This window comes from Caulobacter mirabilis, assembly GCF_002749615.1.
In the GTDB taxonomy this organism is placed as follows: domain Bacteria; phylum Pseudomonadota; class Alphaproteobacteria; order Caulobacterales; family Caulobacteraceae; genus Caulobacter; species Caulobacter mirabilis.
In genome coordinates this window covers 1,779,363-1,803,609 of sequence record NZ_CP024201.1, presented here as the reverse complement: position 1 = coordinate 1,803,609, position 24,247 = coordinate 1,779,363, and the positions used below count along the sequence as shown (strand labels likewise).

Genomic DNA, 24,247 nt, shown 5'->3' with positions numbered 1-24,247 from the left:
CAACCTGAGGGCAAGCTTGCGGCAATTCAGCCGCACGCACAAGTAGCGGAACTCGCCTGATCGGCGAGCGAGGATCCGGCCTAGGCCGTCTCGCCCGCCAGGCGCTTCGCCGCCTTCTCGCGGCCGATCAGCGGCAGGATCGAGGCCATGTCCGGACCGTGGTCCAGGCCGGTCAGCGCCTTGCGCAGCGGCATGAACAGGCCGCGGCCCTTGGCTCCGGTCTTCTCCTTTACCGCGTTGGTCCAGGCGCTCCAGGTCTGGGCGTCGATGGCCTCCGGCAGCAGGTCGCGGGCGGCCTCGACCACGGCGCGGTCCTCGTCGGCCACGACCGGCGCGATCGCCCCGCCGACCACCCGGGCCCAGCCCGACACGTCGCCGAAGAAGGACAGGTTGGCGCGGATCGCCGTCCAGAAGGCCTCGCCCAGGTCGGCGCTCAGGTTGGCCAGGCGCGGCTGGGCGGCGGCGTAGTCCATGCCGTGCAGGATGGCGGCGTTGATCTTGCCCAGATCCTCCGGATCCCAGCGCGCGGCGCGGTGGGCCAGCTTGTCGAAGCTGAAGGTCGCGGCCAGGGCCTCGATCGATGCTCCGGGCTCCAGCGGATCGGAGGTGCCGATGCGGGCCAGGTGCGAGACCACGGCCAGCGGCTCGTAGCCCTTCTCGCGCAGCTCCATGATCGACAGCGAGCCCAGGCGCTTGCTCAGCCCCTCGCCGTCGGCGCCGACCAGCAGCGTGGTGTGGGCGAAGGCCGGCGCGGCCGCGCCGAGGGCCTCGAAGATCTCGATCTGGGCGCCGGTGTTGGTGACGTGGTCCTCGCCCCGGATGATGTGGGTGATGGCCATGTCGATGTCGTCGACCACCGACGGCAGGGTGTAGAGGAACAGCCCGTCCTCGCGGATCAGCACCGGGTCCGACATCGAGGCGGTGTCCACCTCGCAGTGGCCGCGCGCCAGGTCCTCCCACTTCACCCGCTTGCCTTCCAGACGGAAGCGCCAGTGCGGACGACGGCCTTCGGCCTCGAGCGCGGCGCGCTCTTCAGCCGTCAGCTTCAGGGCCGCCCGGTCGTAGATCGGCGGTTGGCCGCGCGACAGCTGCACCTTGCGGCGGCGGTCGAGCTCTTCCTGGGTCTCATACGCGGGATACAGGCGGCCGGTCGCCTTCAGGCGCTCGGCGGCCTCCTGATACAGCGGAAAGCGTGCGGACTGGTTGTGGCGCTCGCTCCAGCCCATGCCCAGCCAGGTCAGGTCGGTCTCGATCCCCTGCTCGTATTCCTTGGTCGAGCGCTCCAGGTCCGTGTCGTCGATGCGCAGCACGAACTGGCCGCCCTGTCCGTTGGCGTACAGCCAGTTGATCAGGCCGGTGCGGATATTGCCGACGTGCAGACGCCCGGTGGGCGACGGAGCGAAACGGACCTTCACGGTCATGAGAATAGCAGTCCTCTTCTAGAGCCGGGCTAGGTCGGCTCTAGAGGCCGCCAAGTCAAGCGGAGAGCGCCCGGTCGATGAACCGCTGGTCCTGGTCGTAGACCCAGCATTCCGCCAGCTGGTCGTTCGCGACGCGGTAGACCAGCGTCCGCTCGATCTCGCGCGTCTCCTCCCCGACGGTGATCTGCTCGCGCACGATCACCGTCGCCCGTTCGGCGCCGGCCATCACGTCGACCACGGCCAGAAGCCGTCGGCCGGTGCGCCGGGTGAACTCCATCAGGGCGCCGATCGCCGCCTCGCGCCCTTCATAGGTCCGGGCGAACGGGTTCTGGCCGAACCAGTGCAGGACGAAGTCGTCGGAATAGGCGGCCATCATCGCCGGGAAGTCGCCCGCGACCCAGGCGTCGACGTACCGCTGGGCGGCGGCGAGAGTGGCGAGACGGACGGGTTCGGCGGCGGACATGCGGCGGCTCCAGGGTTCTGAACCCCGATCAGGCCACGCCCCGCCCCGAAAAGACACTACCCCGCCGGTAAGAAACCGGCGGGGTAGGCTGTAAGCTTAGTCGTCCCGATGGACCCGTTCGCGACGTTCATGCCGCTCCTGGGCCTCGAGGCTCAGAGTCGCGATCGGGCGGGCCTCCAGCCGGGCGAGGCCGATCGGTTCACCCGTCTCCTCGCAGTAGCCGTAGGACCCGTCCTCGATTCGGCGCAGGGCCTCGTCGATCTTCGAGATCAGCTTCCGTTGCCGGTCACGGGTCCGAAGCTCCAGAGCCCGATCAGTCTCCGAGGAAGCTCGGTCGGCCAGGTCGGGATGGTTCTCGGTTTCCTTCTGGAGATGGTTCACCGTCTCGCGAGATTCGCGAAGGATGTCCTCTTTCCAGTCCAGCAGCTTTTGCTTGAAATACTCGAGCTGTCGCTCGTTCATGAAGGGTTCGTCGTCCGAAGGACGATAATCACTGACTTTTAGAACCGTAGCCGTCTGCATTGACGCCTCAAGCCCCCTCTACGCAGTGCTCACGCGAGCGTGGCCTTATAGCAAACGCGGGTCCGCGTACAATGAACCTCGTGCTCAGCGTGCGTTCATGCCGCAACTTTCGCCTGTTCGAGCTTCGCAAGCTCAACTGCGGCGCGGGTTTCGATCTCGTCCAGAACCCCCTCCAGGCGGGGGTCGTCGGTCCCCTGGCGCTCCTCTCGGATGGCGCGGAGCAGGCGATCCAGCGAGGTCGGCGACAGCTCGTCGTCGATCAGGGCCAGCTTCACCTCGTCCAGGACGTCCAGGATCCGGCCAGCGCGGCCGACGGCCCGCTTGCGCCGCTCCAGCGGCCCGCCGACGTCCTGGAGGGCCAGCAGCGCGTCGAGCGAGCCGACCGCCGACACGCCCGCCGTACGCGCGGCGGCCGCGGCGGCTTCGACCCCGCCGCCCGTCGACGGCAGGGCGAAACTTCCCTGCCCGGCCGCCGGACGCGCGGCCTTGGCCCCGCCTGCCGAACCGGCTCCGCTCGTGCTGGTAACCTTCATGGCGACGCGCGTTCCTGAACTCTTTGGTCGCCGCTCAATGTCCGCCGCGCCGCTTGCGGTATGGTTAATGCCGGGCAATTTCTGCCGAAGGGGCGGCGCCAGACGCCCTTAACCAACCTTCCGACTGAAAACGCTGAGGAATTTCCTGGCCCGGTTCTCGCATGGACGCGCGCAGTGCAGCCTGCCGGGCGGGAGTCCTGATGCGTTCTTCGATTGTCGGCGTCATTGTAGCGGCCCTGGCCCTGTCCGTAGCGGCCCCCTCCTTCGCGAAGTCCCGGATCAAGGACGTCGTCGAGTTCGAGGGCGTGCGCGAGAACCTGCTGACCGGCTACGGCCTGGTCGTCGGCCTGAACGGCACCGGCGACAACCTGCGCAACGCCCCGATGACCCGCCAGAGCCTCGAGGCGATGTTCGAGCGTCTCGGCGTCAACGTTCGCGAGACCAACCTCAACACCAAGAACGCCGCGGTGGTGATGGTCACCGCCAAGCTGCCGCCCTTCGCCGCCTCCGGCTCGACCGTCGACGTGACCGTTTCGGCCGCCGGCGACGCCAAGAGCCTGCAGGGCGGCACCCTGCTGGTCACCGGCCTGATGGGCGCCGACGGCCAGGTCTATGCGGTGGCCCAGGGCACGGTGCAGACCGGCTCGGTCTCCGCTTCCGGCGCCTCGGGCAGTTCGGTGACCAAAGGCGTGCCCACCGCCGGCCGCATCGCCGGCGGCGCGATCATCGAGCGCGAGACCGGCTTCCAGCTGGCCGGCATGGGCCAGATGCGCATGACCCTGCGCAATCCCGACTTCACCACCGCCCAGCGCGTCGCCCAGGCGGTGAACACCCGTTTCCCGGGCTCGGCCTACGCCGAGAACCCGACCATCATCACCCTGCGCCCGCCGGCCGGCTCGAACATGGTCGGCTTCATGGCCCAGGTGGAGAACCTGGAGATCGACGCCGACACCCCCGCCAAGGTGGTCATCGACGAGGTCGCCGGCGTCATCGTCATGGGCGAGGCCGTCCGGATCAGCACCGTCGCCATCGCCCAGGGCAACCTGACCATCTCGGTCCAGGAGACCCCGCTGGTCAGCCAGCCGGCGCCCTTCAGCCGCGGCGGCCAGACCGCGGTGGTGCCCCAGTCCTCGATCAGCGTCGACGAGGAGCGCGGCCGCCGGCTGATCACGCTGAAGAACGGCGCCTCGCTGTCCAGCCTGGTCGCCGGGCTGAACGCCCTGGGCGTCACGCCGCGCGACATGATCTCCATCCTGCAGGCGATCAAGGCCGCCGGCGCCCTGCAAGCCGACATCGAGGTGATGTGATGGACGCCACGATCACGGCTCCGACCAGTCTCTATCTCAGCAAGCCTACGGCCGGCTCCGCCGCCGATCTGGCCAAGCGCGGCCAGATCGCCAAGACGGCCCAGGACTTCGAGGCCTCGTTCATCGCCGCGATGCTCAAGCCGATGTTCGACAGCCTGCCCACCGACGGTCCGTTCGGCGGCGGCCAGGCCGAGGGCATGTGGCGCTCGTTCCTGACCGACGCCATCGGCAAACAGATCGCCAAATCCGGCGGCGTCGGGGTCGCCGACTCCGTCCAGCGCGAAATGCTCAAGCTCCAGGGTCTCAGTTCAGAAGGAAACGTCCATGGCGCTTGACGCCCGCGACGCCGCCGACCGCGTCGAACAGCTGATCATCCTCACCGACCGCCTGACCGGCATGATGGCCGCCCAGTGCCAGGCCTTCGAACAGCGCCGTCCGCAGGACGCCGCCGAGTCGATGGAGGAGATGACCCGGCTGGCCAACATCTACCGGCTGGAGTCGCAGAAGGTGCGGGCCGCGCCGGCGATGATCGAAGCCGCCCCGCTGGAGCAGCGCGCGCGGCTGATGCGGTCGACCGAAGCCTTCGACGCCGTCCTGGCGCGCCAGGGCAGAGCGATCGAAGCCGCCCGCACCATCACCGAGGGCCTGGTCCGCGCCATCGCCGACGAGGTCGCCTCCCAGCGGACCAGCGGAACCGGCTACGGCCCCGCCGCCAATCCCCACGCCGGCGACGCCCGCGCGATCACGCTGAACAAACGGGCCTGACGTCGTCCGCCGGCTCCGGCCGGCGCTCCAGCCCCGGCATCGGCCAGAGCGCCGCGGCCACCCAGCGCCAGAGCGCCGTCACCTCCCGCGCCGCCAGGCAGGCCGGGTCGATTTCCTGCGCCGTCAGCCCCATGGCCACGCCCTGCTGGTAGGCGGCGCGGGCGCGCAGCCCGATCGGCGCCAGCGGCAGCCCGAGCCCTTGCAACCCCTCGGCGGCCTCGACCACGACAGGCGCCTCGACCCCGCTGCGCCGAGGCGGCGCCTGGTTCAGCACGAAGACGCCCTGCCGGCCGATCCGCTCGACCAGGGCGGCCGTGTCGGCGACGGCCCGCACATCGAAGAAGTTCGGCCGGGTCACGACCAGGCAGAGGTCGGCGCAGCGCGTGGCCTGTTCGACGTCGCCCTCGATGTTCGGGCCGGTGTCGACGACCAGCAGGTCCAGGCCCTGGCGGCGGGCGTCCTGCTGGCGCGTGAACAGAGCGCCGGGCTTCACCGGCTCGACCGCCGGCCCCACCGGACCGCGCACCCGCGCCCACTCCATCGCCGAATGCTGCCGGTCGAGGTCCGCGATCAGGGCCGACAGCCCCGCCGCGCGGGCCGCGACGGCCAGATGCAGGGCCAGCGTCGTCTTGCCCGTGCCGCCCTTGCGCGAAAGGATCGCGAGCGTCCGCATGTGCCGGCTCCCCAACGACCGCCCCGGAAGACAACGGCGTTATCCCAGACGCGTGTCAAAAACATGATGTTTCCCCGCACGGGCGTGCGGGGCTTCGCCTGCTGCGCGCGGCGGCATCAGGGAGAGACCCGATTGCACGCCCAGGCGGCGCGCGCAAAGGTCGCAGGGTGTCGACAGGGAGTCTCCGGACGATGAGCGACAACGGACGTCCGGGCCTGGCCGGAACGCTGGCCATCCTCGCCCTGGGCGCCGTCGTCGCGCTCGCGGGGCTCTATCTGCTGGTCGGCGGGCTCTATCTGCTCTCGCTGGGCGGCTCCTGGTACTTCGCGCCCGTCGGTCTGGCGCTGGTCGCCTCGGGCGCCTTCATCGCCCTTCGAAACCGCGCCGGCGCCTGGCTCTACTGCACGGTGATGACCGTCACGATCCTGTGGGCGGTCTGGGAGGTCGGCTTCGACTTCTGGCCCCTGGTGTCGCGGCTGTTCGCGCCGTCGCTGATCTGGGTCTGCGTGCTTCTCGCGGCGCCCTATCTGCGCGTCGGCCCCGCCTTCCCGAGCCGCCTGACCACCCGGATCGTCGCCGCGCTCGTGGCGCTCGGCCTCGTCTGGACGATCGTACACGCCTTCCGGATGGGTCCGATCATCCCCGCCCGGCAGCCGCTGCCGGCCCTGGCCTCGGCGCCCGACCCCGGCGGAAACGACTGGCGCTACTACGGCCGCACGCCGCGCGGCACGCGGTTCGCGCCGTTCACCCAGATCAATCCCGGCAACGTCGACAAGCTGAAGGTCGCCTGGACCTTCCGTACAGGCGACGCGCCCGTTGGCGGCCCGCCGAACGCCGGGGCCGAGAACCAGAACACCCCCATGCAGGTCGGCGACAAGCTGTACGTCTGCACCCCGCACAACATCGTCTACGCCCTGGACGCCGAGACCGGCGAACAGCGCTGGAAGTTCGACCCGAAGGCTAGTTCACCGCTGTGGCAGCGCTGTCGCGGCGTCGGCTACTACGAGACGCCGCTGCTCGCGTCCCGGCCGGCGGCAAGCTGCGACAAGCGCATCCTGCTGACCACCATCGACGCCCGCCTGATCGCGCTGGATTCCGAGACGGGCGCCCCCTGCCCCGGCTTCGGCAAGGCCGGAACCGTCGACCTCAAACAGGGCATGGGCGAGGTGAAGCCCGGCTTCTATTTCCAGACCTCGACGCCCACCGTCGTCGGCGACCTGGTCATCATCGGCGGCTGGGTGCTCGACAACGTCGAGGTCGGCGAGCCGTCCGGCGTCATCCGCGCCTTCAACGCCTGGACCGGCGAGCTGGTCTGGGCCTGGGACATGGGCGATCCGTCGATCACGAAGCTGCCGCCGGAGGGCAAGAGCTACACCCGCGGCACGCCGAACATGTGGTCGACCCCGGCCTTCGACGCGGCCCTGGGCCTGGTCTACATCCCCACCGGCAACGCCACGCCCGACTTCTTCGGCGGCCACCGGCGGCCGTTCGACGAGCAGTACGCCTCATCCATCGTGGCCCTGGACATCGCCACCGGCCGGCCGCGCTGGACGTTCCAGACCGTCCGGCATGACCTGTGGGACTACGACGTTCCGTCCCAGCCGGCGCTCTACGACCTGGCCGACGGCACGCCGGCGCTGATCCAGATCACCAAGCGCGGCCAGATCTTCATGCTCGACCGCCGCACCGGCGCGCCGCTGGCCCGGGTCGAGGACAAGCCGGTCCCGCAGGGCGCCGCGCCCGGCGACTGGACCGCCAGGACCCAGCCCTATTCGGTCGGCATGCCGGCGATCGGGGTCGAACCGCTCACGGAAGCCTCCATGTGGGGGGCCACGCCGTTCGACCAGCTCGTCTGCCGGATCGCCTTCCGCAAGCTGCGCTACCATGGCGAGTTCACCGCGCCCGGCGAGATCCCGAGCCTGCAGTGGCCCGGCTACTATGGCGGGATGAACTGGGGCAGCGCGGCGATCGACGAGCGCTCCGGCTATCTGATCGTCAACGACACCCGCTCGGGCCAGAAGGTTCAGCTGGTCCCGCGCGCCCAGGCCGACAAGGCCGGCGCCGCGGCCTCGCACGACGGCCTGTCGCCCCAGCGCGGCACCCCTTACGGCGCGGCGAAGAGCAACTTCATGTCCCCGCTGGGCGTCCCCTGCCAGAAGCCGCCCTATGGCACGCTCACGGCCATAGACTTGGCGACCCGCAGCATCGTCTGGCAATCACCACTGGGCACGGTCCGCGACACCGGGCCGCTAGGGATCAAGATGGGTCTGCCGATCCCCGTCGGGATGCCGACCGTCGGCGGGCCGATGGCCACCCGCTCGGGCCTGGTCTTCTATGCCGGCACGCTGGACTACTACCTGCGCGCCTACGACACGGCGACGGGCAAGGAGCTGTGGCGCGGACGGCTGCCGGTGGGGACCCAGACCACGCCGGTGACCTATCTGTCCCCGAAAAGCGGGCGGCAGTTCGTCATCGTCTTCGCGGGCGGCTCGCGGCAGTCGCCTGATCGCGGCGACTACGTCATCGCCTACGCCCTGCCTCCCAAGGGATAGCGGGCGGCGGCGAACAGCTCGGCCAGCATCTCGCCGACGGCGGCGATCGGCGCCTCGGAACGCTCGACGCGGGCCTGGATCAGGCTGCCTTCGAGGGCGGAGACGGCCACGCCGGCGAGGGACTTGGCCCGCTCAGGCGCGACGCCGTCGGCCTCCAACCTGCGCGTCAGGACCTCGACCCAGCCGGCGAAGGCCTCGCGTCCGGCCGCCCGGATGATCTCGTCCTCGGCCGCCGTCTCCAGCAGCACGGTGGTGATCGGGCAACCGTCCCGCCAACCGGACTGGGCCATCCAGATCCCCAGCCAGCGGACATACTCCCGGACCAAAGCCGCCGCGTCCGGCTGCTCGACCGCGAGGCGTTCCAGCGTGTCCCGGACCAGCGCCCCCGCCGCGAGGACCGCCGCCTCGCCGATCTGGGCCTTCCCGCGCGGGAAGTAGTGGTACAGCGACCCCTTCGGCGCCTTGCTGCGGGCGACGATGTCGTTGAGCCCCGTGGCGGCGTAGCCGTTGCGGCGGAACAGGCCGGCGGCGGCGGCGACGATGGCGGCGCGATGTTTGGGCTGGGCTGGCATCGGAATCTATATAGACTGGTCTACATCAATAGAAGGTTGATGACCATGACCGCCGTTCCCGAGGGCTTCACGCCGCACGCCCGCAAAAGCCCGGTCACCGACGCCTGGGAGCCGTTGTTCAGCCGACGGACGGACGACGCCCTCCAGCTCGGCCTGCGGGTCGCGGAAGCCCACACCAACAGCCGCGGCTTCGCCCACGGCGGCCTCATCAGCGCCCTGGCCGACAACGCCATGGGCCTCAGCTGCGGCCTGGGGATCGCCAAGGCGGGCGGCCTGGTGACGGTGAACCTGGCGCTCGACTTCCTGGCCATCGCCCGGATCGGCCAGTGGCTGCAGGTCGAGCCGACGGTCGTGAAGCGCGGCAAAAACCTCTGTTTCGCTAGCGCCCTGGTCACCGCCGACGGCGTCCCCTGCGCCCGCGCCAACGCGACCTTCCAGATCGTTCAATAGATCATCCCGGACGGCCGCAGGCCGAACCGGGACCCAGGCGTTCGACCGAAACGGGGTCCCGGCCCTCCGCTACGATCCGGCCCGGATGGCGCCGGCGGAAAGCCCGACTTCCCGCTCGATCCCGACCGCCTCCAGGAAGTCGCGGTCGTGGCTGACCACCACCAACGCCCCGTCGTAGCCGGCCACGGCGCCTTCGACCGCCTCGATCGACTGCAGATCCAGGTGGTTGGTCGGCTCGTCCAGGATCAGCAGTTGGGGCGGCTCCGGCGATGACAGGACGCAGGCCAGCGCCGCCCGCAGCCGCTCCCCGCCGCTCAGCGAACCGACCATCTGATGGGCGGCGGCGTTGCGGAACAGGAACCGCGCCAAAGCGGCGTGGGCGTCGTTCAGCGTCGCCGCCGGATTGATCCTGCGAAAGCCGTCCAGGATGCTCTCCTCGTCGCGCAGAACCGCCGCCTTCTGGTCCAGCAGCACCGACCGCACGCCCCGTACGACGCGTCCCGCCGTCGGCTCCAGCGCGCCGGACGCCAGGCGGATCAGGGTCGTCTTGCCCGAGCCGTTCGGCCCGGTCACCGCGACCCGCTCCGGCCCGACGATCTTCAAAGACACTTCCGACAGCACCGGCGTCTCTTCGCCATAGCCGAAGCCGACCTCCTCGAACGCGAGCACGGTCCGACCGTCCGGCAGGCCCGACGACGGCAGATCGAAGGCCAGGGCCCTCACCCGCTCGACGCCGGCGCGGGCCTCCGCCAGCGTTTCGCCGGCCCCTTCGCGCTGGCGTTCGTTGAGGCGCTCCCGGCGGCCGGCGGTGTTCTCCGCCCGCTCGGCATTGCGGCCCAGCAAGATCTTCGGCTCGCTGCCGCGCGAGGCGAACCGTCGGCCGGCGGCGTCGCGGCGGGCTTGCTTCTCTCGCGCCCGCTGCGCCTCGCGCTCAACCCGGGCGGCGTCGCGCTCGGCCACGGCCAGATCATGCTCGGCGGCCTCCCGCTCCAGGTCGCGCCGCTCCAGGTAGAGGTCATAGTTGCCGCCGTAGACCCGCCCGCCCAGCGTCGACAGCTCGACGATCCGGTCCATCTCGCGCAGCAGGGCGCGATCGTGGCTGACCACCACCGCCCCGCCCTTCCAGCGGCGCAGGAAGTCGATCAGGAGGCCGCGCGCTTCGACATCGAGATTGTTGGTCGGCTCGTCCAGCAGGATCACGTCGGGCTCGGCGACCAGCAGGGCGGCGAGCGACAGACGCGTCAGTTGGCCGCCGCTGAGCGAGGCGGCGGGGCGATCGATCGACAGACCCGCCAGACCGACCTGCTGCAGCGCGTCTTCGATGCGACCCGCCAGCGACCAGTCGGCGACGTCCCAGTCGGCCGGTCCGCCGTCGCCCGCCTCGATCCGAGCCAGGACGGCCAGCGGCTGGGCGACGCCCAGCCCGTCGGCCACGGTCGCGCCGGGCGGCGGCTCAAGAGTCTGGCGCAGCAGACCGACGCGCCCGGCGCGTCCGACAACGCCGGCGGCGGGAATCTGCTCACCCGTCAGCAGCCGCAGCAGCGTGGTCTTGCCCACGCCGTTACGCCCCACCAGGCCGGTGCGCTCCCGGCCGACGGCCAGGGTCAGATTGTCGAAGAGGACGCGGCCGTCAGGCGTGGCCGCGGAGACGGAGTCCAGGGTGAAGAAGGTCTGCGTAGACATGGGGGCTCACGAACAGGGAAGCGGAAACGGCGAAGCGGTTTTCCGTCCTGTCGATCATCGGAGCCTCCATCAGCGACCGGCCCTGCGCCGGAGCGGTGAACATAGGCGAGGTTTGATCAAGCGCAATGGCGCCGGCGCCGGATCGCCCCTATCTACCGCCCGTGACCGAGCCTTTTCCCTTCCACGCCACCCCGTACACGCCCGAAGAGGCCCGCGCCCGCCGCGAGGCCGCCGTGGCCCGCGCCAAGGCCGAGACCGGCATCGACGAGGCGCTGATCGACCAGCTGGTCGAACGCTTCTACGACAAGGTCCGCGCCGACGACCTGCTGGCCCCGGTGTTCGCCGCCCAGATCGACGACTGGGGTCCGCACCTGGCGCAGATGAAGCTGTTCTGGGGCTCGGTGGCGCTGTCGACCGGCCTCTACAACGGCCGCCCGATGCCCAAGCATATGCGGCTGCCGGTCGACGCCGAGCATTTCGACCGCTGGCTGGCGCTGTTCGAGGCGACCGCCCGCGAGCTGCTGAGCCCCGCCGGAGCGGAGCACGTCATGGTCCGGGCGCGCCGCATCGCCGAGAGCCTGGAACTGGGCGTCGCCAACGCCAACAACGTCATGCTCGGCGTCGGCGAACGGTACCGGCGGTAGCGCCGTAGGGTTCGTACTCTCTACCGGTCATCCCGGCGAAGGCCGGGACCCAGCTTCAGGCTCGGCGACAGGAGATTTCACGTCAAATCACAGCCCTACGAGCTGGATCCCGGCCTTCGCCGGGACGACCAGGTGGAAAGGGCTCAGCTGACACTTTGAAAGTCCAAGACCCGACCGAGCTTCAACCGTAGCGCAAGAACCGGGTCGCTTCGCTCTGGGTCGCGCCTCAGGGTCCGGAAACACCAACCGGAGCCCATCCCATGTCCTTCGTCGTCGCCGGCCTGTCGCCGGAGCCGTTCGCACATCTGTTCCATGCCGACGAAGCCGCGCTCGCCGCCGCCGGCGCCATCCGCTACCGCGCCGACGCCAAACCCGGCTTTCCCTGCCGCGTCACGCTGGACGACGCCGAACCGGGCGAGACCGTGCTGCTGCTGAACCACGAGCACCAGTCCGCCGACACGCCGTATCGCGCCCGCCACGCCATCTTCGTGCGCGAGGGCGCGACCGTCCCGGCGCGCTTCGAGGGCGTCCTGCCGCCGGCGTTGGCCGCCCGCCTGCTGGCCATCCGCGCCTTCGACGCCCAGGACATGATGATCGACGCCGAGATCGTCGAGGGCGCCGCCGCCGTTCCGCTGATCGAACGCCTGCTCGCCGCGCCGAACACCGCCTATCTGCACGCCCACTACGCTCGGCGCGGCTGCTTCGCGGCGCGGATCGACCGGCGCTAAACGCCCGCGCCCCAGCGCGCCGGGTCGAGCAGCCAGCCCGGAGGCAGCAGGTCGGCGGTCGCCAGCGGCCGCCGGCTGACGCTGTCGGCGACGTAGGTCACGTCGCCGGCGCGGCCGCTTCGCGAAACCGCCAGGATCACGCCGTCCGCGGTCCGACATTCGGCGTAGCCGGCGTCGGCCACGGCCACGGCCGGCGTGAACCACTCGCATTTCAGACCCAGGATCTCGCGTCCGGGCTCCTGCGACCGCACGTCGGGCGGCAGGTCGATCGGCGGCTGCTTGCGGGCGGTGAAGCTCAGCGGCCGGCCGCCCGCGCCGATGCGGGCGCTGATCGAGACCCCGCCGTCGCCGTCGGTGAACAGGTCGCGTGAGCCGTCCGCGTTCACCGTCTCCTTGAAAATCCAGTCCCCCTGCCGACGGATGGTCATCCGCTCGGGCCCCTGCTCGGCCTTCAGCACGACCTCGAAGTCGGCGCCGCTCGGCTTCGGCGCGCCCGCCAGCCAGACGGCAAGATCGAACGTCGGCGCCGAAGGCCGGACGTCCGCGTCCTGAAGCTTGCGGCGCACCAGGTGGTAGCCGGTGGTCTTTTCGCCGACGTCGCCGCCGGCGCGACCGGTCGTCCAGCGGGCGACCTCGATCCCGTCCCCGGTCAGGCAGCCGAAACGGGTGAAGATCGTGTAGCCGGCGTCGACCCCGCGATAGACCTCCCAGATGCGGCATTTCTGGCCCGCGGCCGTCCAGGAGCGGCTGGTCTTCTTGCTGGCGTAGTCGATCCCCGGCGTCGGGGCGCTCTCCGGGGAGCGGATGTTCAGGAAGTCGCCGGCGCGCTCGATGACCACGCCCGTTGGGATGTGGATGTACTGGACATTGAGGCCCTTGCCCTCGCGCGCCTCGACCTTGACCCAGTCGCCGCGCCGACGCTGGACGATGTCCCCGCGGATATCCTCGCCCTTGTAGGACGCCAGATACAGCTCGTAGTCCTTCCCCTTGACCTGCGGGGCGTAGAGGTCGGTGAAGCCGGCCAGACGGGCGGGATCGATCCGCGCGGACGGGGCGGCCGCGACCAAGCCGATGGCGGCGATCAGGGTCGCGCAGCGGAGAAGCTTCGACATCTAGGCCAGGGGCTCCGTCTGGCGGGCGACGATGGCGTCGACGTCCACGCCGGCCGGCAGGGCGCCGAAGCTGCGGCCCCAGTCGCCGCCGATGCGGCTGGCCAGGAAGGCGTCGGCGACCGGCGCCGAGGCGTGTTTCGCCATCAGCGTTCCCTGCAGAAGCAGCGCCATATCCTCGACCAGACGGCGGGCGTCGCCCTCGCCGACCGAGCCGGCGAGACGGTCGGTCAGCCGCTGGGCCGCCGCATCCAGTCGGACGTCCGCGCCGCGCGCCGTGGCCACCTCGGCGGCGAAGGCCTCGAGGGCGGCCGGCTCGCGGTGCAGGGTGCGCAGGACGTCCAGGGCGATCACGTTGCCCGAGCCTTCCCAGATGGCGTTCAGCGGGCTTTCGCGGAAGTAGCGCGGCAGCGGCGTCTCCTCGACATAACCCACGCCGCCGTGGCTCTCCATGCACTCGTAGACGAAGTTGGGGCAACGCTTGGTCAGCCAGTACTTGCCCAGGGCCACCGCCAGCCGGGCGAAGGCGCGCTCGCCCTCGGACTGGCCGTCGAAGGCCGACGCCACGCGCATGGTCAGCAGCGCCGCCGCCTCGTACTCCAGCGCCAGGTCGGCGATCACGCCGCGCATGGCCGGCTGGTCGATCAGGGTCCTCTGGAAGGCGCGGCGGCCCATGACGTGGTTCACCGCCTCGGCCAGCGGGCGGCGCATGATGCCGAGCGTGCCGGCCATGGTGTCGAGCCGGGTGTGGTGGACCATGTCGATGATCACCGACACGCCCCGCCCCTCCTCGCCCAGCTTCCAGGCGACGGCGTCGTGATACTCGATCTCGCTGGAAGCGTTGGACTTGTTGCCCAGCTTGTCCTTCAACCTCATGACCTGGATGCCGTTGCGGCTTCCGTCCGGCGCGATGCGCGGGACCAGGAAACAGGTCAGACCGCCCTCGGCGTAGGCCAGGGTCAGGAAGCCGTCGCTCATCGGCGCCGAGCAGAACCACTTGTGCCCGACCAGCCGGTAGAGGCCGTCTCCGATCGGGGTCGCCCTGGTCGAGTTGGCGCGGACGTCGCTGCCGCCCTGTTTCTCGGTCATGGCCATGCCGAGCGTGACGCCGCGCTTCTCGGCGACCGGCTTCAGCGGCGCGTCGTAGGTCCCCCCGATCAACCTGTCGAGCCAGGGTTGGGTCACGTCGGGCTGGTGGCGCAAGGCGGGAACCGAGGCGTAGGTCATGCTGATCGGGCACAGCACGCCGCTCTCGGCCTCCGTCAGCAGGGCCAGCATGGCGGCGTGGGCGACGTGGCCGCCGGGACCGTCCGTCCGCCAGGCGATATCGTGGATGCCGTGCCGCATCGCGACGTCCATCAGCTGGTGGTAGCTCGGATGGAACCGCGCCTCGTCGATGCGGCGGCCGTAGCGGTCGAAGACCGTCAGCTCGGGCGGATAGCGGTTGGCCTGGTCGCCCAGCTCCAGCACCGCCTCGGACCCCGCCTCCGCGCCCAGCGCCGACAGCGGCGCGACGACCCAGCCGCCGCCCTCGCGCACGGCGGCGTCGCGCAGGGCGAGGTCGCTGTCGAACAGGTTCACGTCGACCAGAGGCCGCGGCTGGTTGGCGACCTCGTGGGTCTCGAGCTGGGTGCGGGGGGCGAAGCGGGACATGGCGGCAGAGAACCGCGACCCGCGCCCGGAGTCCACCGTCGGGGCGGTTCGGCCGGGGACATGCTCCCGCAGTGTGCGTGTCCCCTGTCTGTGCTAAGCAGCCAGCCGCCGCCGGTACAGCTTCGTCCGCTTCGAGGTCCGCAGGACGTCGCCGACGATGGCCCAAAGCGGCGACACTTTCGGCTTCGGCGCCCGACCCGCGCCGACCCGGTGAAGCTGGACCTTGATCATCGCCATATAGGCCATTGCGGCCATCATCTTGTTCTTCCAGGAAATCGGCGCCAGCTGCGGGCTGCGGTCCTCCCCCGCCCGCCAGCGGTTCGGCAGATCGGGCTCCAGCGCCAGGGCCGAGGCGATCCCCGCCATGGCCACGCCGCCGTCCAGCACCTGCCGCACCACCGGCAGCCGGCGGATGCCGCCGGTCACCATCACCGGCACGGTCGCGTTCGCGGCGATCTCGCCGGCGAACTCCAGGAAGTAGGCCTCCCGCGCCAGGGTCCGACCGTCCCTGGCCTCCCCCTGCATGGCCGGGGCTTCATAGCTGCCGCCGGAGAGCTCGATCAGGTCGACGCCAAGTCCGGCCAGCATCTCGACCACCTGGCGCGCCTCCTCCGGCGCGAAGCCGCCGCGCTGGAAGTCGGCCGAGTTCAGCTTCACCGACACACAGAAGCCCGGCGACACCGCCGCCCGCACGGCCTTCACCGACTCGATCAGCAGACGGGCGCGGTTCTCCAGCGACCCGCCCCAGTCGTCCGCGCGCCTGTTGGCCAGAGGCGACAGGAACTGGCTGAGCAGGTAGCCATGCGCCGCGTGAACCTGGACGCCGGTGAAACCCGCCGCCTCGGCCAAGGCGGCGGTTCGGGCGAAGCGGGCGATCACCTCGGCGATCTCGGCCTCGGTCATGGCGCGGGGCATGGGGAACATCTTCGAGGCCCCGCCCAGGTCCAGGGCCACGGCCGAAGGCGCCAGGGTCTCCTGCCCCATGTCGGCGCGCATCTGGCGGCCCGGATGGTTGATCTGCAGCCAGAACTGTGCGCCGCCGGCCCGGCCGATGCGGGCCCATTCGCGGAAATCGTCCAGTCGCGCATCGTCTTCCAGCACCACGCCGCCGGGACCGGTCATGGCGCGACTGTCGATCATCACGTTGCCGCTCAGGATCAGGCCGGAGCCGCCCTCGGCCCAGGCCCGATACAGGCGCTTGAGCTCCGCCGACGGACCGAGGCCGGCGTCGGACATGTTCTCCTCCATCGACGCCTTGGCGATACGGTTGGGGACGACGGCGCCGTTCGGCAGGGTCAGAGGATCGAAGGGAGACACGGGTCATACCTCATTGACGAGGCTTGCGACCCTAGGCTTAAAGTTCACTTTAAGGTCAAGCCCTATCGGAGACCCGGCGATGAAAATCGGCGAACTCGCCCTGCAGAGCGGCCTGACGGCGTCGCGCATCCGCTTCTACGAGGCCAGCGGCCTGATCGAGCCAGCCGAGCGGCGACTGAACGGCTATCGCGACTACCCGCCCCAGACCTTGATCACGCTGCAGATCATCGCCCGCGGCCAGCGCGCGGGCTTCTCCCTGGACGAGATCCGCAGCCTGCTGCCCAAACGGGACCAGGCGACCCGCGATCATGAGGCGCTTCTCCGGGCCCTGAAGGCCAAGGTCGCCGAGATCGAGGCCATGCAGGTCCACCTGCGCACGGTCCGCCAAGATCTGCTGACTCTGATCGCCGGCATCGAGGCCTCGCCCGACGGCCTGGCCTGCGACGCGAACGCCGACCGGCTGATGGGCATGCTACGAAAACCGGAGCCGATCCCTGCTGACATCTAATGTCAGCAGGGCCGTGCGAGGTTGCGCGCCCGCGACATTCGTTCGCACATTGTTCTTGTGTTAATTCCGACTCTGGGCACTACATATCGTCGTTGCGCCGGGCTCCCTCCCCGGCTTCAAGCGTTCCCGACAGGTCATGGCCGAACAGCTGAATTTCATCCGCGTGCGCGGCGCGCGCGAGCACAATCTCAAGGACGTGAGTCTGGACATCCCGCGCGGCGAGCTGGTGGTGATCACCGGCCTGTCCGGGTCGGGAAAATCGTCCCTCGCCTTCGACACCATCTACGCCGAGGGCCAGCGCCGCTACGTCGAGAGCCTGTCGGCCTACGCGCGCCAGTTCCTGGAACTGATGAGCAAGCCGGACGTGGACCTGATCGAAGGCCTGTCGCCGGCCATCTCGATCGAGCAGAAGACCACCAGCCGCAACCCGCGCTCGACCGTCGGCACGGTGACCGAGATCCACGACTACATGCGCCTGCTGTGGGCGCGGGTCGGGATCCCCTACTCGCCGGCGACCGGCTTGCCGATCGAGAGCCAGACCATCAGCCAGATGGTCGACAAGCTGACCGCCCTGCCCGAGGGCGAGCGGCTGTACCTGCTCGCCCCCGTCGTCCGCGGCCGCAAGGGCGAGTACAAGAAGGAGATCGCTGAGTGGCGGAAGGCCGGCTTCCAGCGGTTGAAGATCGACGGCGAGCTGTACCCGATCGAGGACGCCCCGGAGCTCGACAAGAAGTACAAGCACGACATCGACGTGGTCGTGGACCGCTTGGTCACCAAGGACGGTCTGGAGCAGCGCTACGCCGACAGCCTGGAGACCGCCCTGCGGCTGGCCGACGGCATCGCCACGGCCGAGTGGGCGGATGTGAAGGACGGCGAGACCGAGCCGCGCCGGATCATGTTCTCCGAACGCTTCGCCTGCCCCGTCAGCGGCTTCACCATCACCGAGATCGAGCCGCGGCTGTTCTCGTTCAACAACCCGTTCGGCGCCTGCCCGGTCTGTGACGGCCTGGGGGCCAAGCTGGCCTTCGACGCCGACCTGGTGATCCCCGACAAGGACAAGAGCCTGCACAAGGGCGCGGTCGCGCCCTGGGCCAAGGGGCCGTCGCCGCTCTACACCCAGACGCTGCAGGCGCTGTCGCGCCACTACGGCTTCTCGATGGACAAGCCCTGGCACGACCTGCCGGCCAAGGCCCATGAGGTGATCCTGCAGGGCACCGGGACCGAGAAGATCAAGTTCGTCTACGACGACAACGCCCGGAAGTACGAGGTCAACAAGCCCTTCGAAGGCGTGCTGCCGAACCTGGAGCGCCGCTGGCGCGAGACCGACTCCAGCTGGGTGCGCGAGGAACTGGGCCGCTTCCAGTCCGACACCCCCTGCGACGCCTGCCACGGCGCCCGCCTGAAGCCCGAGGCCCTGGCGGTCAAGATCGCCGGCAAGAACATCGCCGAGGTCTCCGGCCTCGCCATCCGCCCGGCCCGCGACTGGTTCGCGTCGCTCGACGGCCAGCTGACCGACAAGCAGATGGAGATCGCCCGGCGGATCCTGAAGGAGATCAACGATCGCCTGAAGTTCCTGGTCGACGTCGGCCTGGACTACCTCAACCTGTCGCGCGGCTCGGGCACCCTGTCGGGCGGCGAAAGCCAGCGTATCCGTCTGGCCAGCCAGATCGGCAGCGGCCTGACCGGCGTGCTCTATGTGCTGGACGAGCCGTCCATCGGCCTGCACCAGCGCGACAACACCCGCCTGCTGCAGTCGCTGCAGGGCCTGCGCGATCTGGGCAACTCCGTGCTGGTCGTAGAGCACGACGAGGAGGCCATCCTCACCGCCGACCACGTCATCGACATGGGACCAGCAGCGGGCGTCCACGGCGGCCAGGTGATCGCCGAGGGCAAGCCGGCCGACATCATGGCCAACACCGACAGCATCACCGGCCAGTACCTGACCGGCGCGCGCGAGATCGCCGTGCCGGAGGACCGTCGCCCGATCTTCAAGAAGAAGGTGCTGCGCGTCGTCGGCGCCACCGGCAACAACCTCAAGAACGTCACCGCTGAAATCCCGGTCGGGACCTTTACCTGCATCACCGGCGTGTCGGGCGGCGGCAAGTCGACCTTCACGATCGAGACCCTCTACAAGGCCGCGGCCCGCCGGTTGAACAACGCCAGCGACGCCCCCGCCCCGCATGAGAAGATCGAGGGGCTGGAGAACTTCGACAAGGTCATCGACATCGACCAGAGCCCGATCGGCCGCACCCCGCGGTCGAACCCGGCCACCTACACCGGCGCCTTCCAGCCGATCCGCGACTGGTTCAGCCAGCTGCCGGAGAGCAAGGCGCGCGGCTACGGCCCGGGCCGGTTCAGCTTCAACGTCAAGGGCGGCCGCTGCGAGGCCTGCCAGGGCGACGGCCTGATCAAGATCGAGATGCACTTCCTGCCCGACGTCTACGTCACCTGCGACGTCTGCAAGGGCAAGCGCTACAACCGCGAGACGCTCGAGGTCCTGTTCAAGGGCAAGAGCATCGCCGACATCCTGGACATGACCGTCGAGGAGGCCGCCGACTTCTTCAAGGCCGTCCCGCCGGTGCGCGACAAGATGGAGACCCTGAAGCGGGTGGGCCTGGGCTACATCCACGTCGGCCAGCAGGCGACCACCCTGTCCGGCGGCGAGGCGCAGCGGGTGAAGCTCAGCAAGGAGCTCAGCAAACGGGCCACCGGCCGCACGCTCTACATCCTCGACGAACCGACCACCGGCCTGCATTTCGAGGACACCCGCAAGCTGCTGGAAGTGCTCCACGAACTGGTCGAACAGGGCAACACCGTGGTCGTCATCGAGCACAACCTCGACGTCGTGAAGACGGCTGACTGGCTGGTCGACTTCGGGCCCGAGGGCGGCGACGGCGGCGGCCAGATCGTGGCTGTCGGCACGCCGGAACAGGTCGCCGCGACGCCGGAAAGCTGGACGGGCCGCTACCTCGCCGAGGTGCTGAAGAAGCACCGCGAGCGAGCCGGCGAGAAGCGGAAGAAGCGGGCCTAGACGGCGGCGGGCGCCGCGCCGGCGGCCTTGAGCTGCCGGTAGATCTCGACGGCCGGGCAGTAGAGGATCAGCGACGTCAGCGTCGCGACCGCCCCCGCGAACGGGAGCGACAAGAGCTGCACCGGCGTGAAGTAGGCTCCGACCGAGGACAGGTCAGGCGCCTGCTCCGGCCTCAGCCCCGGAACCACGACCGCGACCGCCGAGAAGATCGCCATCACAGCGACGAACACGATCATCGAAAGCACGATGGCGAACAGGTAGCTTCCCAGGATCGGCCAGAACCGGCCCGTGGTCAGCCGCCACGAGGCGCCGATCCCGATCCGGCCGGTGTCGAAGGTGACCGCGTTGGCCAGCGACAGCTTCACCGACACCACGACCCAGAGACAGAACCCCGCGCCGTTCATCAGCGCCTGAAAGAAGCCGCCCAAGATCGCGCCCGCCGCGCTCGTCACGCTGTTGACGGCGAACAGGATCAGCGCCGTCAGGATCACCACCGCCAGCTGGAGCAGTTCGTCGCGTCCAAGACCCAGGAATGCGGCGCGGCCCTCGGCCGGCCGCAGGACCACGCGGCAAACCACCGTCTGCACCATGGCGTTCATCCCCCAGAGCAGCGGGATCAGGGTCAGCACCATCGGCATGATCCTGGCCATCACCTCCGTGGCTTGGGCGGGATCGGGGTTCGGCTGCAGAGCCAGCTCAAGGAAGCGGATCAGCATCGGTCCGCCCATCGACACCGCGATCGCGGTCAAGGCGAACAGCAACACCGAGAAGGCGGCGATCCAGACCAGCAGTGCCCGCGGATGCTCGCGCGCCGCGCGGAACCCGCTGAACGCCGCGTCGGTGATGGAAATCATGCGCGTACTCCCTGCTCGATCGGCGCCCTCAATAGCAGAAGCGCGTGCGGCGCCTACTCGTCGGCTTGCACGGCCGCCCGCAAGGCCCGACACTTCCGGAAAACACGAGGGGAGCGAGATGATCCTGTACGGCGAGAACAATCCGGCCCCCAACCCGCGCCGGGTCCGTATCTTCCTGGCCGAGAAGGGCGTCGACCTGCCCCAGCAGCGGCTGGACCTGCGCAAGCGGGAGCACAAGGCGGCGGACCATCTGGCCCGCAACTCGCTCGGTCAGGTGCCGACCCTGGTCCTGGACGACGGCACGGCCCTTTCCGAGACGGTCGCCATCTGCCGCTACCTGGAAAGCCTGCATCCCGAGCCGGCGATGTTCGGCCGCACCGGCCTGGAGCAGGCGCAGGTCGAGATGTGGACACGGCGGATCGAGTTCCAGCTGACCGTGCCGGTCGGCATGTTCTGGCGGCACGCCCATCCGCTGACCGCCAGCCTGATCGAGCAGCACAAGGACTTCGGCGAATCCAACCGGGCCCACTATGGGCGCGCCGCCCGGTGGCTGGACGGCGAACTGGCCGACGGCCGGCCGTTCATCGCCGGCGAGGCCTACGGCATGGCCGACATCGTCGCCCTGACGACCATCGACTTCGCGAGTTTCATTGGCCTGGATCTTCCAGAGGAAGCGGCCCGGCTGGCGGACTGGCGGGCCCGCGTCTCGGCCCGCCCGAGCGCCGCAGCCTAGCCCTCCGCCGACGTCGCCCCGCCCTGGGTCAGCTGGCGATAGATCGCCGGCGCCGGACAGATCCAGATCAGGCTCGTCAGGGCCGTCAGGATGGACGAGCCGAGGTAGTAGACCAGCTGCGCCGGCGTGAGGACGTTCGCCAGCGCGCTGAGGTCCGGCTCCATGACCTGGCCCACCAGATCCATCCCGCCCGCCAGCAGGGCGACGACGAAGAAGATCGCGGCCACAAGCAGCGTGACCACGAGCGTCAGGATAGCCGCGACCGCATAGGCGCCGAGCATCGGCCAGAAATGGCCGCGGGTCAGACGCCAGCTCGCCGCCAGGTCGATCTTGCCGGTGACCTGGGTCAGGGGACTGGCCAGCGACAGCTTCACCCCCAGCGCGATCAGCCCGGCCCAGGCGCCGAAGAAGACCACTATGCCGAGGACCACGGCCGCGACCATGCTGAACGCGCTCAGGATGCCGACGATCAGACCGCCGACCACGGCCAGCACCAACAGCGCCGCGAAAAACACCGCCCAGATCAGCAAGGTCAGCAGCGTCTGCCGCCATTCCGGCGCGCCGAACCGCAGATAGCCCATCCGATCGTCGCTGGGCTGCAGGACCGCCCGGTTGGCCGCGCTGAACGTGATCCCGTAGTAGAGCGCCGAAAGCGCCAGCAGGACCAACAGCATCGGCCCCACCTTGCCCAGAAGAGCCAGCGAGGCCATCGGGTCTGTCGTGCTCGGGTCGGCGGACTGCAACTGCATGAGTTCCGGTCCGGCCGTCAGCACCATGAGCACGGTCGTCGCCAGGGTGAAGACGAAGTAGAAGCCCGCCCACCACAGCAGGGTCATCGGCTTTTCGCGCGCGATCCTGAAGCCGGTGAGAGCGGCGTCGATTGTAGCGATCACGGTGGTTCCCCTCGCTTGCAGCAGTGGACAGCTTGGCGCGCCTCGTGTCGGCGCGCCAGAGGTTTCAGGCCTGATCCTTCAGCTGCAGATAGGCGCGCGCCGGCGGGGCGTAGGCCACCACCAGAAGCAGCACCAACACCAGCACCTGGATGGCCAGCTGGATCAGCAGCTGGCCGAGCACCGCCAGGGCCACGCCCGGCGAAAGATGGCTGAGGTTGCCGGGGTCGATCTGGGCCAGGGTCGTGAAGAAGCCGAGCACCCCGGCGACGACCCAGCTCAACGTCGCCGCGACGATCGTGACGACGAAGACGAACACCACCGTCAGGCCCCACATGGCGAGCAGGCGCGGCGCATGGCCTCGCGTCAGCTTCCAGGCCTGCCACAGCCGCACCTTGCGCTGCGAGAAGGTCATCGCCGCCGACAGCGACAGCCGCACCGCCAACCACAGCGTCAGGACCACCCCGCCGACCGAAGCCAGGAAGGTCACCAGACCATAGGCGAAGCCCGACAGGCGATTGGCCAGGCCGAACACCACGCCCCCATAGACGGCGCTGATCGCGGCCACCGCGAAGACGACGACCAGGCTCAGGATCAGCAGGCGCAGTTCATCGCCGCCGATCTGGAGATAGGAGTGCTGCTTCTCCTCCGGCCGCAGGATCGAGCGATACACGGCGCCGGCCAGCATCGTGGTCAGGATGATCGCCGCGAGGAACGCGACGACCGCCGACAGGCCGAAACGGGCGAACAGCTGGTCCAGGTCGCGCTCGCCGCCCTGAGCGACCGGCGCCAGGGTCATCACCTTCGGCCCCAGGCCGACGAGCAACACGCCGATCAGACCCAATGCGGACAGCAGGTAGAAGCCCGTCCAGGCCAGGACCAGGCCCGGCTTGTGGCGGATGATGCGCAGACCTTCCAGCGCGGCGTCGAGGGGGCGGATCTGGGTCACCGGGCATCTCCCGCGGGCGCGAGCCGCCCGTGCAGATAGGCGATCAGGCCGATCGCCGCGGGCGTATAGACGAAGGCCGTCAGCAGACCCGAAACGACGGCGACCGCCAAGGCCGCTCCGCCGGGGGCCGCCCCCTCCCCCATCGCCGACAGGGCTCCGCCGACGAACGCGATCGCGAATATCGGCAGGCCCACGATGATGAAGGCGCCGAGAATGGGCCAGACGCGTCCCTTGGTCAGGTCGAAGGTGTTGAGCAGCTGGATGCGCCCGGCCACGGCGGTCGCGGCCGGCGCCAGGGACAGGCGCAACGACAGCCACATGATGAAGGCGGCCCCGCCCAGGCTGATGACGACCAGAGCGATCGCGCCCGGCGCGCCGAGCGAGGCGATCCAGTCGGCGTCGTCGACGATCGCCCGGCCGCCGCCGGCCATCGACAGGCCCAGAACGACGCAGAGGATCACAATGATCAGCACCAGAACGACCACGGCGAAGAGCAGCGCGGTCAGCAGCGTCAGGCCGAGCAGGCGGGTCTCGAGGCCCCGCCACTGCAGCCCCGCCGGACCCAGGCCGTCGAGCTTCAGCGCGAGCCGAAGGAGCGCGCCCTGAGCGATCACGCCGACCGCGACGCTGAAGAGGAGCGTAGCGGCGAGGGCCCCACGCCCCAGCCCCGCGAAGTCCACGTACAGATACGCCGCGGCGGCGACCGCGCTCAGAACCAGGGCGCCGGGCGCGCCGCGCCAAGCCTGACGGATGAAGCCGTAGCCGGCGCGCGCGCCTTCGCCTGCCGATACCGTGTTCGCCAATCCAGCCTCCTGCCGGGTTCCGGGCGCGAATCCCGGAACCGCCCAGCGCGGACTATGCCCCGAGAAGAGGCCTCGGCGACAGGGGCC

24 protein-coding genes are annotated in these 24,247 nt (G+C 69.8%); 10 read left to right on the top strand and 14 right to left on the bottom strand.

Annotated features, from left to right (window positions below):
- Positions 1 to 80: 80 nt before the first annotated feature.
- From gltX to fliX, 4 genes are all read right to left on the bottom strand, one after another.
- Entirely contained in the window at positions 81 to 1,421 is a 1,341-nt protein-coding gene (gltX, locus tag CSW64_RS08790; RefSeq protein ID WP_099621759.1) for a glutamate--tRNA ligase, read from the bottom strand.
- A 55-nt stretch (positions 1,422 to 1,476) separates the two neighbouring features.
- A complete protein-coding gene (locus tag CSW64_RS08785) occupies positions 1,477 to 1,884 on the bottom strand; it encodes a nuclear transport factor 2 family protein (protein ID WP_099621758.1) in 408 nt (135 codons plus the stop codon).
- A 96-nt stretch (positions 1,885 to 1,980) separates the two neighbouring features.
- Positions 1,981 to 2,406: an RNA polymerase-binding protein DksA gene (gene dksA, locus CSW64_RS08780; protein WP_099621757.1), complete on the bottom strand. Its 426-nt coding sequence runs from the start codon at positions 2,404 to 2,406 to the stop codon at positions 1,981 to 1,983.
- Between the two features lie 95 nt (positions 2,407 to 2,501).
- On the bottom strand, positions 2,502 to 2,939 hold the full coding sequence (gene fliX, locus CSW64_RS08775) for a flagellar assembly regulator FliX (RefSeq protein ID WP_099621756.1): 438 nt from the start codon (positions 2,937 to 2,939) through the stop codon (positions 2,502 to 2,504).
- A gap of 200 nt (positions 2,940 to 3,139) precedes the next feature.
- On the opposite strand from fliX, the gene CSW64_RS08770 reads away from it, so the two are divergent.
- From CSW64_RS08770 to CSW64_RS08760, 3 genes are read left to right on the top strand one after another with little or no spacing between them, the layout of a single operon-like run.
- Positions 3,140 to 4,246, top strand: coding sequence for a flagellar basal body P-ring protein FlgI (locus CSW64_RS08770; RefSeq protein WP_099621755.1), 1,107 nt, complete (start codon positions 3,140 to 3,142; stop codon positions 4,244 to 4,246).
- Positions 4,246 to 4,581, top strand: a complete 336-nt coding sequence (locus tag CSW64_RS08765; RefSeq protein WP_099621754.1) for a rod-binding protein — start codon at positions 4,246 to 4,248, stop codon at positions 4,579 to 4,581. The genes CSW64_RS08770 and CSW64_RS08765 overlap by 1 nt, the downstream gene beginning before the upstream one ends.
- Positions 4,571 to 5,011, top strand: a complete 441-nt coding sequence (locus CSW64_RS08760; protein WP_099621753.1) for a flagellar basal body protein — start codon at positions 4,571 to 4,573, stop codon at positions 5,009 to 5,011. Before CSW64_RS08765 ends, CSW64_RS08760 begins: the two co-directional genes overlap by 11 nt.
- Here the strand turns inward: CSW64_RS08760 and CSW64_RS22390 are convergent.
- Positions 4,989 to 5,684 carry a nucleotide-binding protein gene (locus CSW64_RS22390; RefSeq protein WP_099621752.1) on the bottom strand — a complete coding sequence of 232 codons (696 nt, stop codon included), beginning with the start codon at positions 5,682 to 5,684 and terminating at the stop codon, positions 4,989 to 4,991. The two genes, CSW64_RS08760 and CSW64_RS22390, sit on opposite strands and share 23 nt — an antisense overlap.
- Positions 5,685 to 5,875: 191 nt before the next feature.
- On the opposite strand from CSW64_RS22390, the gene CSW64_RS08750 reads away from it, so the two are divergent.
- On the top strand, positions 5,876 to 8,236 hold the full coding sequence (locus tag CSW64_RS08750; RefSeq protein ID WP_099621751.1) for a membrane-bound PQQ-dependent dehydrogenase, glucose/quinate/shikimate family: 2,361 nt from the start codon (positions 5,876 to 5,878) through the stop codon (positions 8,234 to 8,236).
- Here the strand turns inward: CSW64_RS08750 and CSW64_RS08745 are convergent.
- The gene (locus CSW64_RS08745; RefSeq protein WP_099621750.1) at positions 8,212 to 8,808 is read right to left on the bottom strand and encodes a TetR/AcrR family transcriptional regulator; all 597 of its coding nucleotides are present in this window, start codon (positions 8,806 to 8,808) and stop codon (positions 8,212 to 8,214) included. The genes CSW64_RS08750 and CSW64_RS08745 overlap by 25 nt on opposite strands.
- Positions 8,809 to 8,847: 39 nt before the next feature.
- Between CSW64_RS08745 and CSW64_RS08740 the strand changes: the two genes are divergently transcribed.
- A complete protein-coding gene (locus tag CSW64_RS08740; RefSeq protein WP_216361259.1) occupies positions 8,848 to 9,258 on the top strand; it encodes a PaaI family thioesterase in 411 nt (136 codons plus the stop codon).
- 69 nt (positions 9,259 to 9,327) lie between these two features.
- On the opposite strand, the gene CSW64_RS08735 is transcribed toward CSW64_RS08740, so the two are convergent.
- On the bottom strand, positions 9,328 to 10,941 hold the full coding sequence (locus CSW64_RS08735; RefSeq protein WP_099621749.1) for an ABC-F family ATP-binding cassette domain-containing protein: 1,614 nt from the start codon (positions 10,939 to 10,941) through the stop codon (positions 9,328 to 9,330).
- Between the two features lie 161 nt (positions 10,942 to 11,102).
- On the opposite strand from CSW64_RS08735, the gene CSW64_RS08730 reads away from it, so the two are divergent.
- Both CSW64_RS08730 and CSW64_RS08725 read left to right on the top strand, forming a co-directional pair.
- A complete protein-coding gene (locus CSW64_RS08730; protein WP_245863874.1) occupies positions 11,103 to 11,585 on the top strand; it encodes a group III truncated hemoglobin in 483 nt (160 codons plus the stop codon).
- A gap of 260 nt (positions 11,586 to 11,845) precedes the next feature.
- Positions 11,846 to 12,313: a DUF1203 domain-containing protein gene (locus tag CSW64_RS08725; protein ID WP_099621748.1), complete on the top strand. Its 468-nt coding sequence runs from the start codon at positions 11,846 to 11,848 to the stop codon at positions 12,311 to 12,313.
- Here CSW64_RS08725 and CSW64_RS08720 read toward each other — a convergent pair.
- From CSW64_RS08720 to CSW64_RS08710, 3 genes are all read right to left on the bottom strand, one after another.
- Positions 12,310 to 13,425: a hypothetical protein gene (locus CSW64_RS08720; protein ID WP_099621747.1), complete on the bottom strand. Its 1,116-nt coding sequence runs from the start codon at positions 13,423 to 13,425 to the stop codon at positions 12,310 to 12,312. The two genes, CSW64_RS08725 and CSW64_RS08720, sit on opposite strands and share 4 nt — an antisense overlap.
- Complete coding sequence (locus tag CSW64_RS08715; protein WP_099621746.1) at positions 13,426 to 15,075, bottom strand: acyl-CoA dehydrogenase family protein; 1,650 nt, start codon at positions 15,073 to 15,075, stop codon at positions 13,426 to 13,428.
- 93 nt (positions 15,076 to 15,168) lie between these two features.
- Entirely contained in the window at positions 15,169 to 16,392 is a 1,224-nt protein-coding gene (locus CSW64_RS08710) for an NADH:flavin oxidoreductase/NADH oxidase family protein (protein WP_099621745.1), read from the bottom strand.
- A gap of 79 nt (positions 16,393 to 16,471) precedes the next feature.
- Between CSW64_RS08710 and CSW64_RS08705 the strand changes: the two genes are divergently transcribed.
- Together CSW64_RS08705 and uvrA are read left to right on the top strand one after the other, a co-directional pair.
- A complete protein-coding gene (locus tag CSW64_RS08705; protein WP_099621744.1) occupies positions 16,472 to 16,900 on the top strand; it encodes a MerR family transcriptional regulator in 429 nt (142 codons plus the stop codon).
- A gap of 136 nt (positions 16,901 to 17,036) precedes the next feature.
- Positions 17,037 to 19,931: an excinuclease ABC subunit UvrA gene (uvrA, locus tag CSW64_RS08700; RefSeq protein ID WP_099621743.1), complete on the top strand. Its 2,895-nt coding sequence runs from the start codon at positions 17,037 to 17,039 to the stop codon at positions 19,929 to 19,931.
- Here uvrA and CSW64_RS08695 read toward each other — a convergent pair.
- On the bottom strand, positions 19,928 to 20,785 hold the full coding sequence (locus CSW64_RS08695; RefSeq protein ID WP_099621742.1) for a hypothetical protein: 858 nt from the start codon (positions 20,783 to 20,785) through the stop codon (positions 19,928 to 19,930). The two genes, uvrA and CSW64_RS08695, sit on opposite strands and share 4 nt — an antisense overlap.
- A 118-nt stretch (positions 20,786 to 20,903) precedes the next feature.
- On the opposite strand from CSW64_RS08695, the gene CSW64_RS08690 reads away from it, so the two are divergent.
- Positions 20,904 to 21,518 carry a glutathione S-transferase family protein gene (locus CSW64_RS08690; RefSeq protein ID WP_099621741.1) on the top strand — a complete coding sequence of 205 codons (615 nt, stop codon included), beginning with the start codon at positions 20,904 to 20,906 and terminating at the stop codon, positions 21,516 to 21,518.
- Here the strand turns inward: CSW64_RS08690 and CSW64_RS08685 are convergent.
- The 3 genes from CSW64_RS08685 to CSW64_RS08675 form a co-directional block, all read right to left on the bottom strand.
- Complete coding sequence (locus CSW64_RS08685; protein WP_099621740.1) at positions 21,515 to 22,411, bottom strand: hypothetical protein; 897 nt, start codon at positions 22,409 to 22,411, stop codon at positions 21,515 to 21,517. The two genes, CSW64_RS08690 and CSW64_RS08685, sit on opposite strands and share 4 nt — an antisense overlap.
- 64 nt (positions 22,412 to 22,475) lie before the next feature.
- Entirely contained in the window at positions 22,476 to 23,357 is an 882-nt protein-coding gene (locus tag CSW64_RS08680; protein WP_099621739.1) for a hypothetical protein, read from the bottom strand.
- Positions 23,354 to 24,160, bottom strand: a complete 807-nt coding sequence (locus tag CSW64_RS08675) for a hypothetical protein (RefSeq protein WP_099621738.1) — start codon at positions 24,158 to 24,160, stop codon at positions 23,354 to 23,356. Before CSW64_RS08675 ends, CSW64_RS08680 begins: the two co-directional genes overlap by 4 nt.
- Positions 24,161 to 24,247 lie beyond the last annotated feature (87 nt).

Excerpts from the sequence above, each read along its gene's own strand:
- CSW64_RS08745 (WP_099621750.1), bottom strand. The coding sequence starts at position 8,808 with ATGCCAGCCCAGCCCAAACATCGCGCCGCCATCGTCGCCGCCGCCGCC.
- CSW64_RS08760 (WP_099621753.1), top strand. The coding sequence starts at position 4,571 with ATGGCGCTTGACGCCCGCGACGCCGCCGACCGCGTCGAACAGCTGATC.
- CSW64_RS08715 (WP_099621746.1), bottom strand. The coding sequence starts at position 15,075 with ATGTCCCGCTTCGCCCCCCGCACCCAGCTCGAGACCCACGAGGTCGCC.
- fliX (WP_099621756.1), bottom strand. The coding sequence starts at position 2,939 with ATGAAGGTTACCAGCACGAGCGGAGCCGGTTCGGCAGGCGGGGCCAAG.
- CSW64_RS08735 (WP_099621749.1), bottom strand. The coding sequence starts at position 10,941 with ATGTCTACGCAGACCTTCTTCACCCTGGACTCCGTCTCCGCGGCCACG.
- dksA (WP_099621757.1), bottom strand. The coding sequence starts at position 2,406 with ATGCAGACGGCTACGGTTCTAAAAGTCAGTGATTATCGTCCTTCGGAC.
- CSW64_RS08690 (WP_099621741.1), top strand. The coding sequence starts at position 20,904 with ATGATCCTGTACGGCGAGAACAATCCGGCCCCCAACCCGCGCCGGGTC.
- CSW64_RS08725 (WP_099621748.1), top strand. The coding sequence starts at position 11,846 with ATGTCCTTCGTCGTCGCCGGCCTGTCGCCGGAGCCGTTCGCACATCTG.
- CSW64_RS22390 (WP_099621752.1), bottom strand. The coding sequence starts at position 5,684 with ATGCGGACGCTCGCGATCCTTTCGCGCAAGGGCGGCACGGGCAAGACG.
- CSW64_RS08785 (WP_099621758.1), bottom strand. The coding sequence starts at position 1,884 with ATGTCCGCCGCCGAACCCGTCCGTCTCGCCACTCTCGCCGCCGCCCAG.
- CSW64_RS08765 (WP_099621754.1), top strand. The coding sequence starts at position 4,246 with ATGGACGCCACGATCACGGCTCCGACCAGTCTCTATCTCAGCAAGCCT.
- CSW64_RS08740 (WP_216361259.1), top strand. The coding sequence starts at position 8,848 with ATGACCATGACCGCCGTTCCCGAGGGCTTCACGCCGCACGCCCGCAAA.
- CSW64_RS08770 (WP_099621755.1), top strand. The coding sequence starts at position 3,140 with ATGCGTTCTTCGATTGTCGGCGTCATTGTAGCGGCCCTGGCCCTGTCC.
- CSW64_RS08750 (WP_099621751.1), top strand. The coding sequence starts at position 5,876 with ATGAGCGACAACGGACGTCCGGGCCTGGCCGGAACGCTGGCCATCCTC.
- gltX (WP_099621759.1), bottom strand. The coding sequence starts at position 1,421 with ATGACCGTGAAGGTCCGTTTCGCTCCGTCGCCCACCGGGCGTCTGCAC.
- CSW64_RS08720 (WP_099621747.1), bottom strand. The coding sequence starts at position 13,425 with ATGTCGAAGCTTCTCCGCTGCGCGACCCTGATCGCCGCCATCGGCTTG.
- uvrA (WP_099621743.1), top strand. The coding sequence starts at position 17,037 with ATGGCCGAACAGCTGAATTTCATCCGCGTGCGCGGCGCGCGCGAGCAC.
- CSW64_RS08695 (WP_099621742.1), bottom strand. The coding sequence starts at position 20,785 with ATGATTTCCATCACCGACGCGGCGTTCAGCGGGTTCCGCGCGGCGCGC.
- CSW64_RS08705 (WP_099621744.1), top strand. The coding sequence starts at position 16,472 with ATGAAAATCGGCGAACTCGCCCTGCAGAGCGGCCTGACGGCGTCGCGC.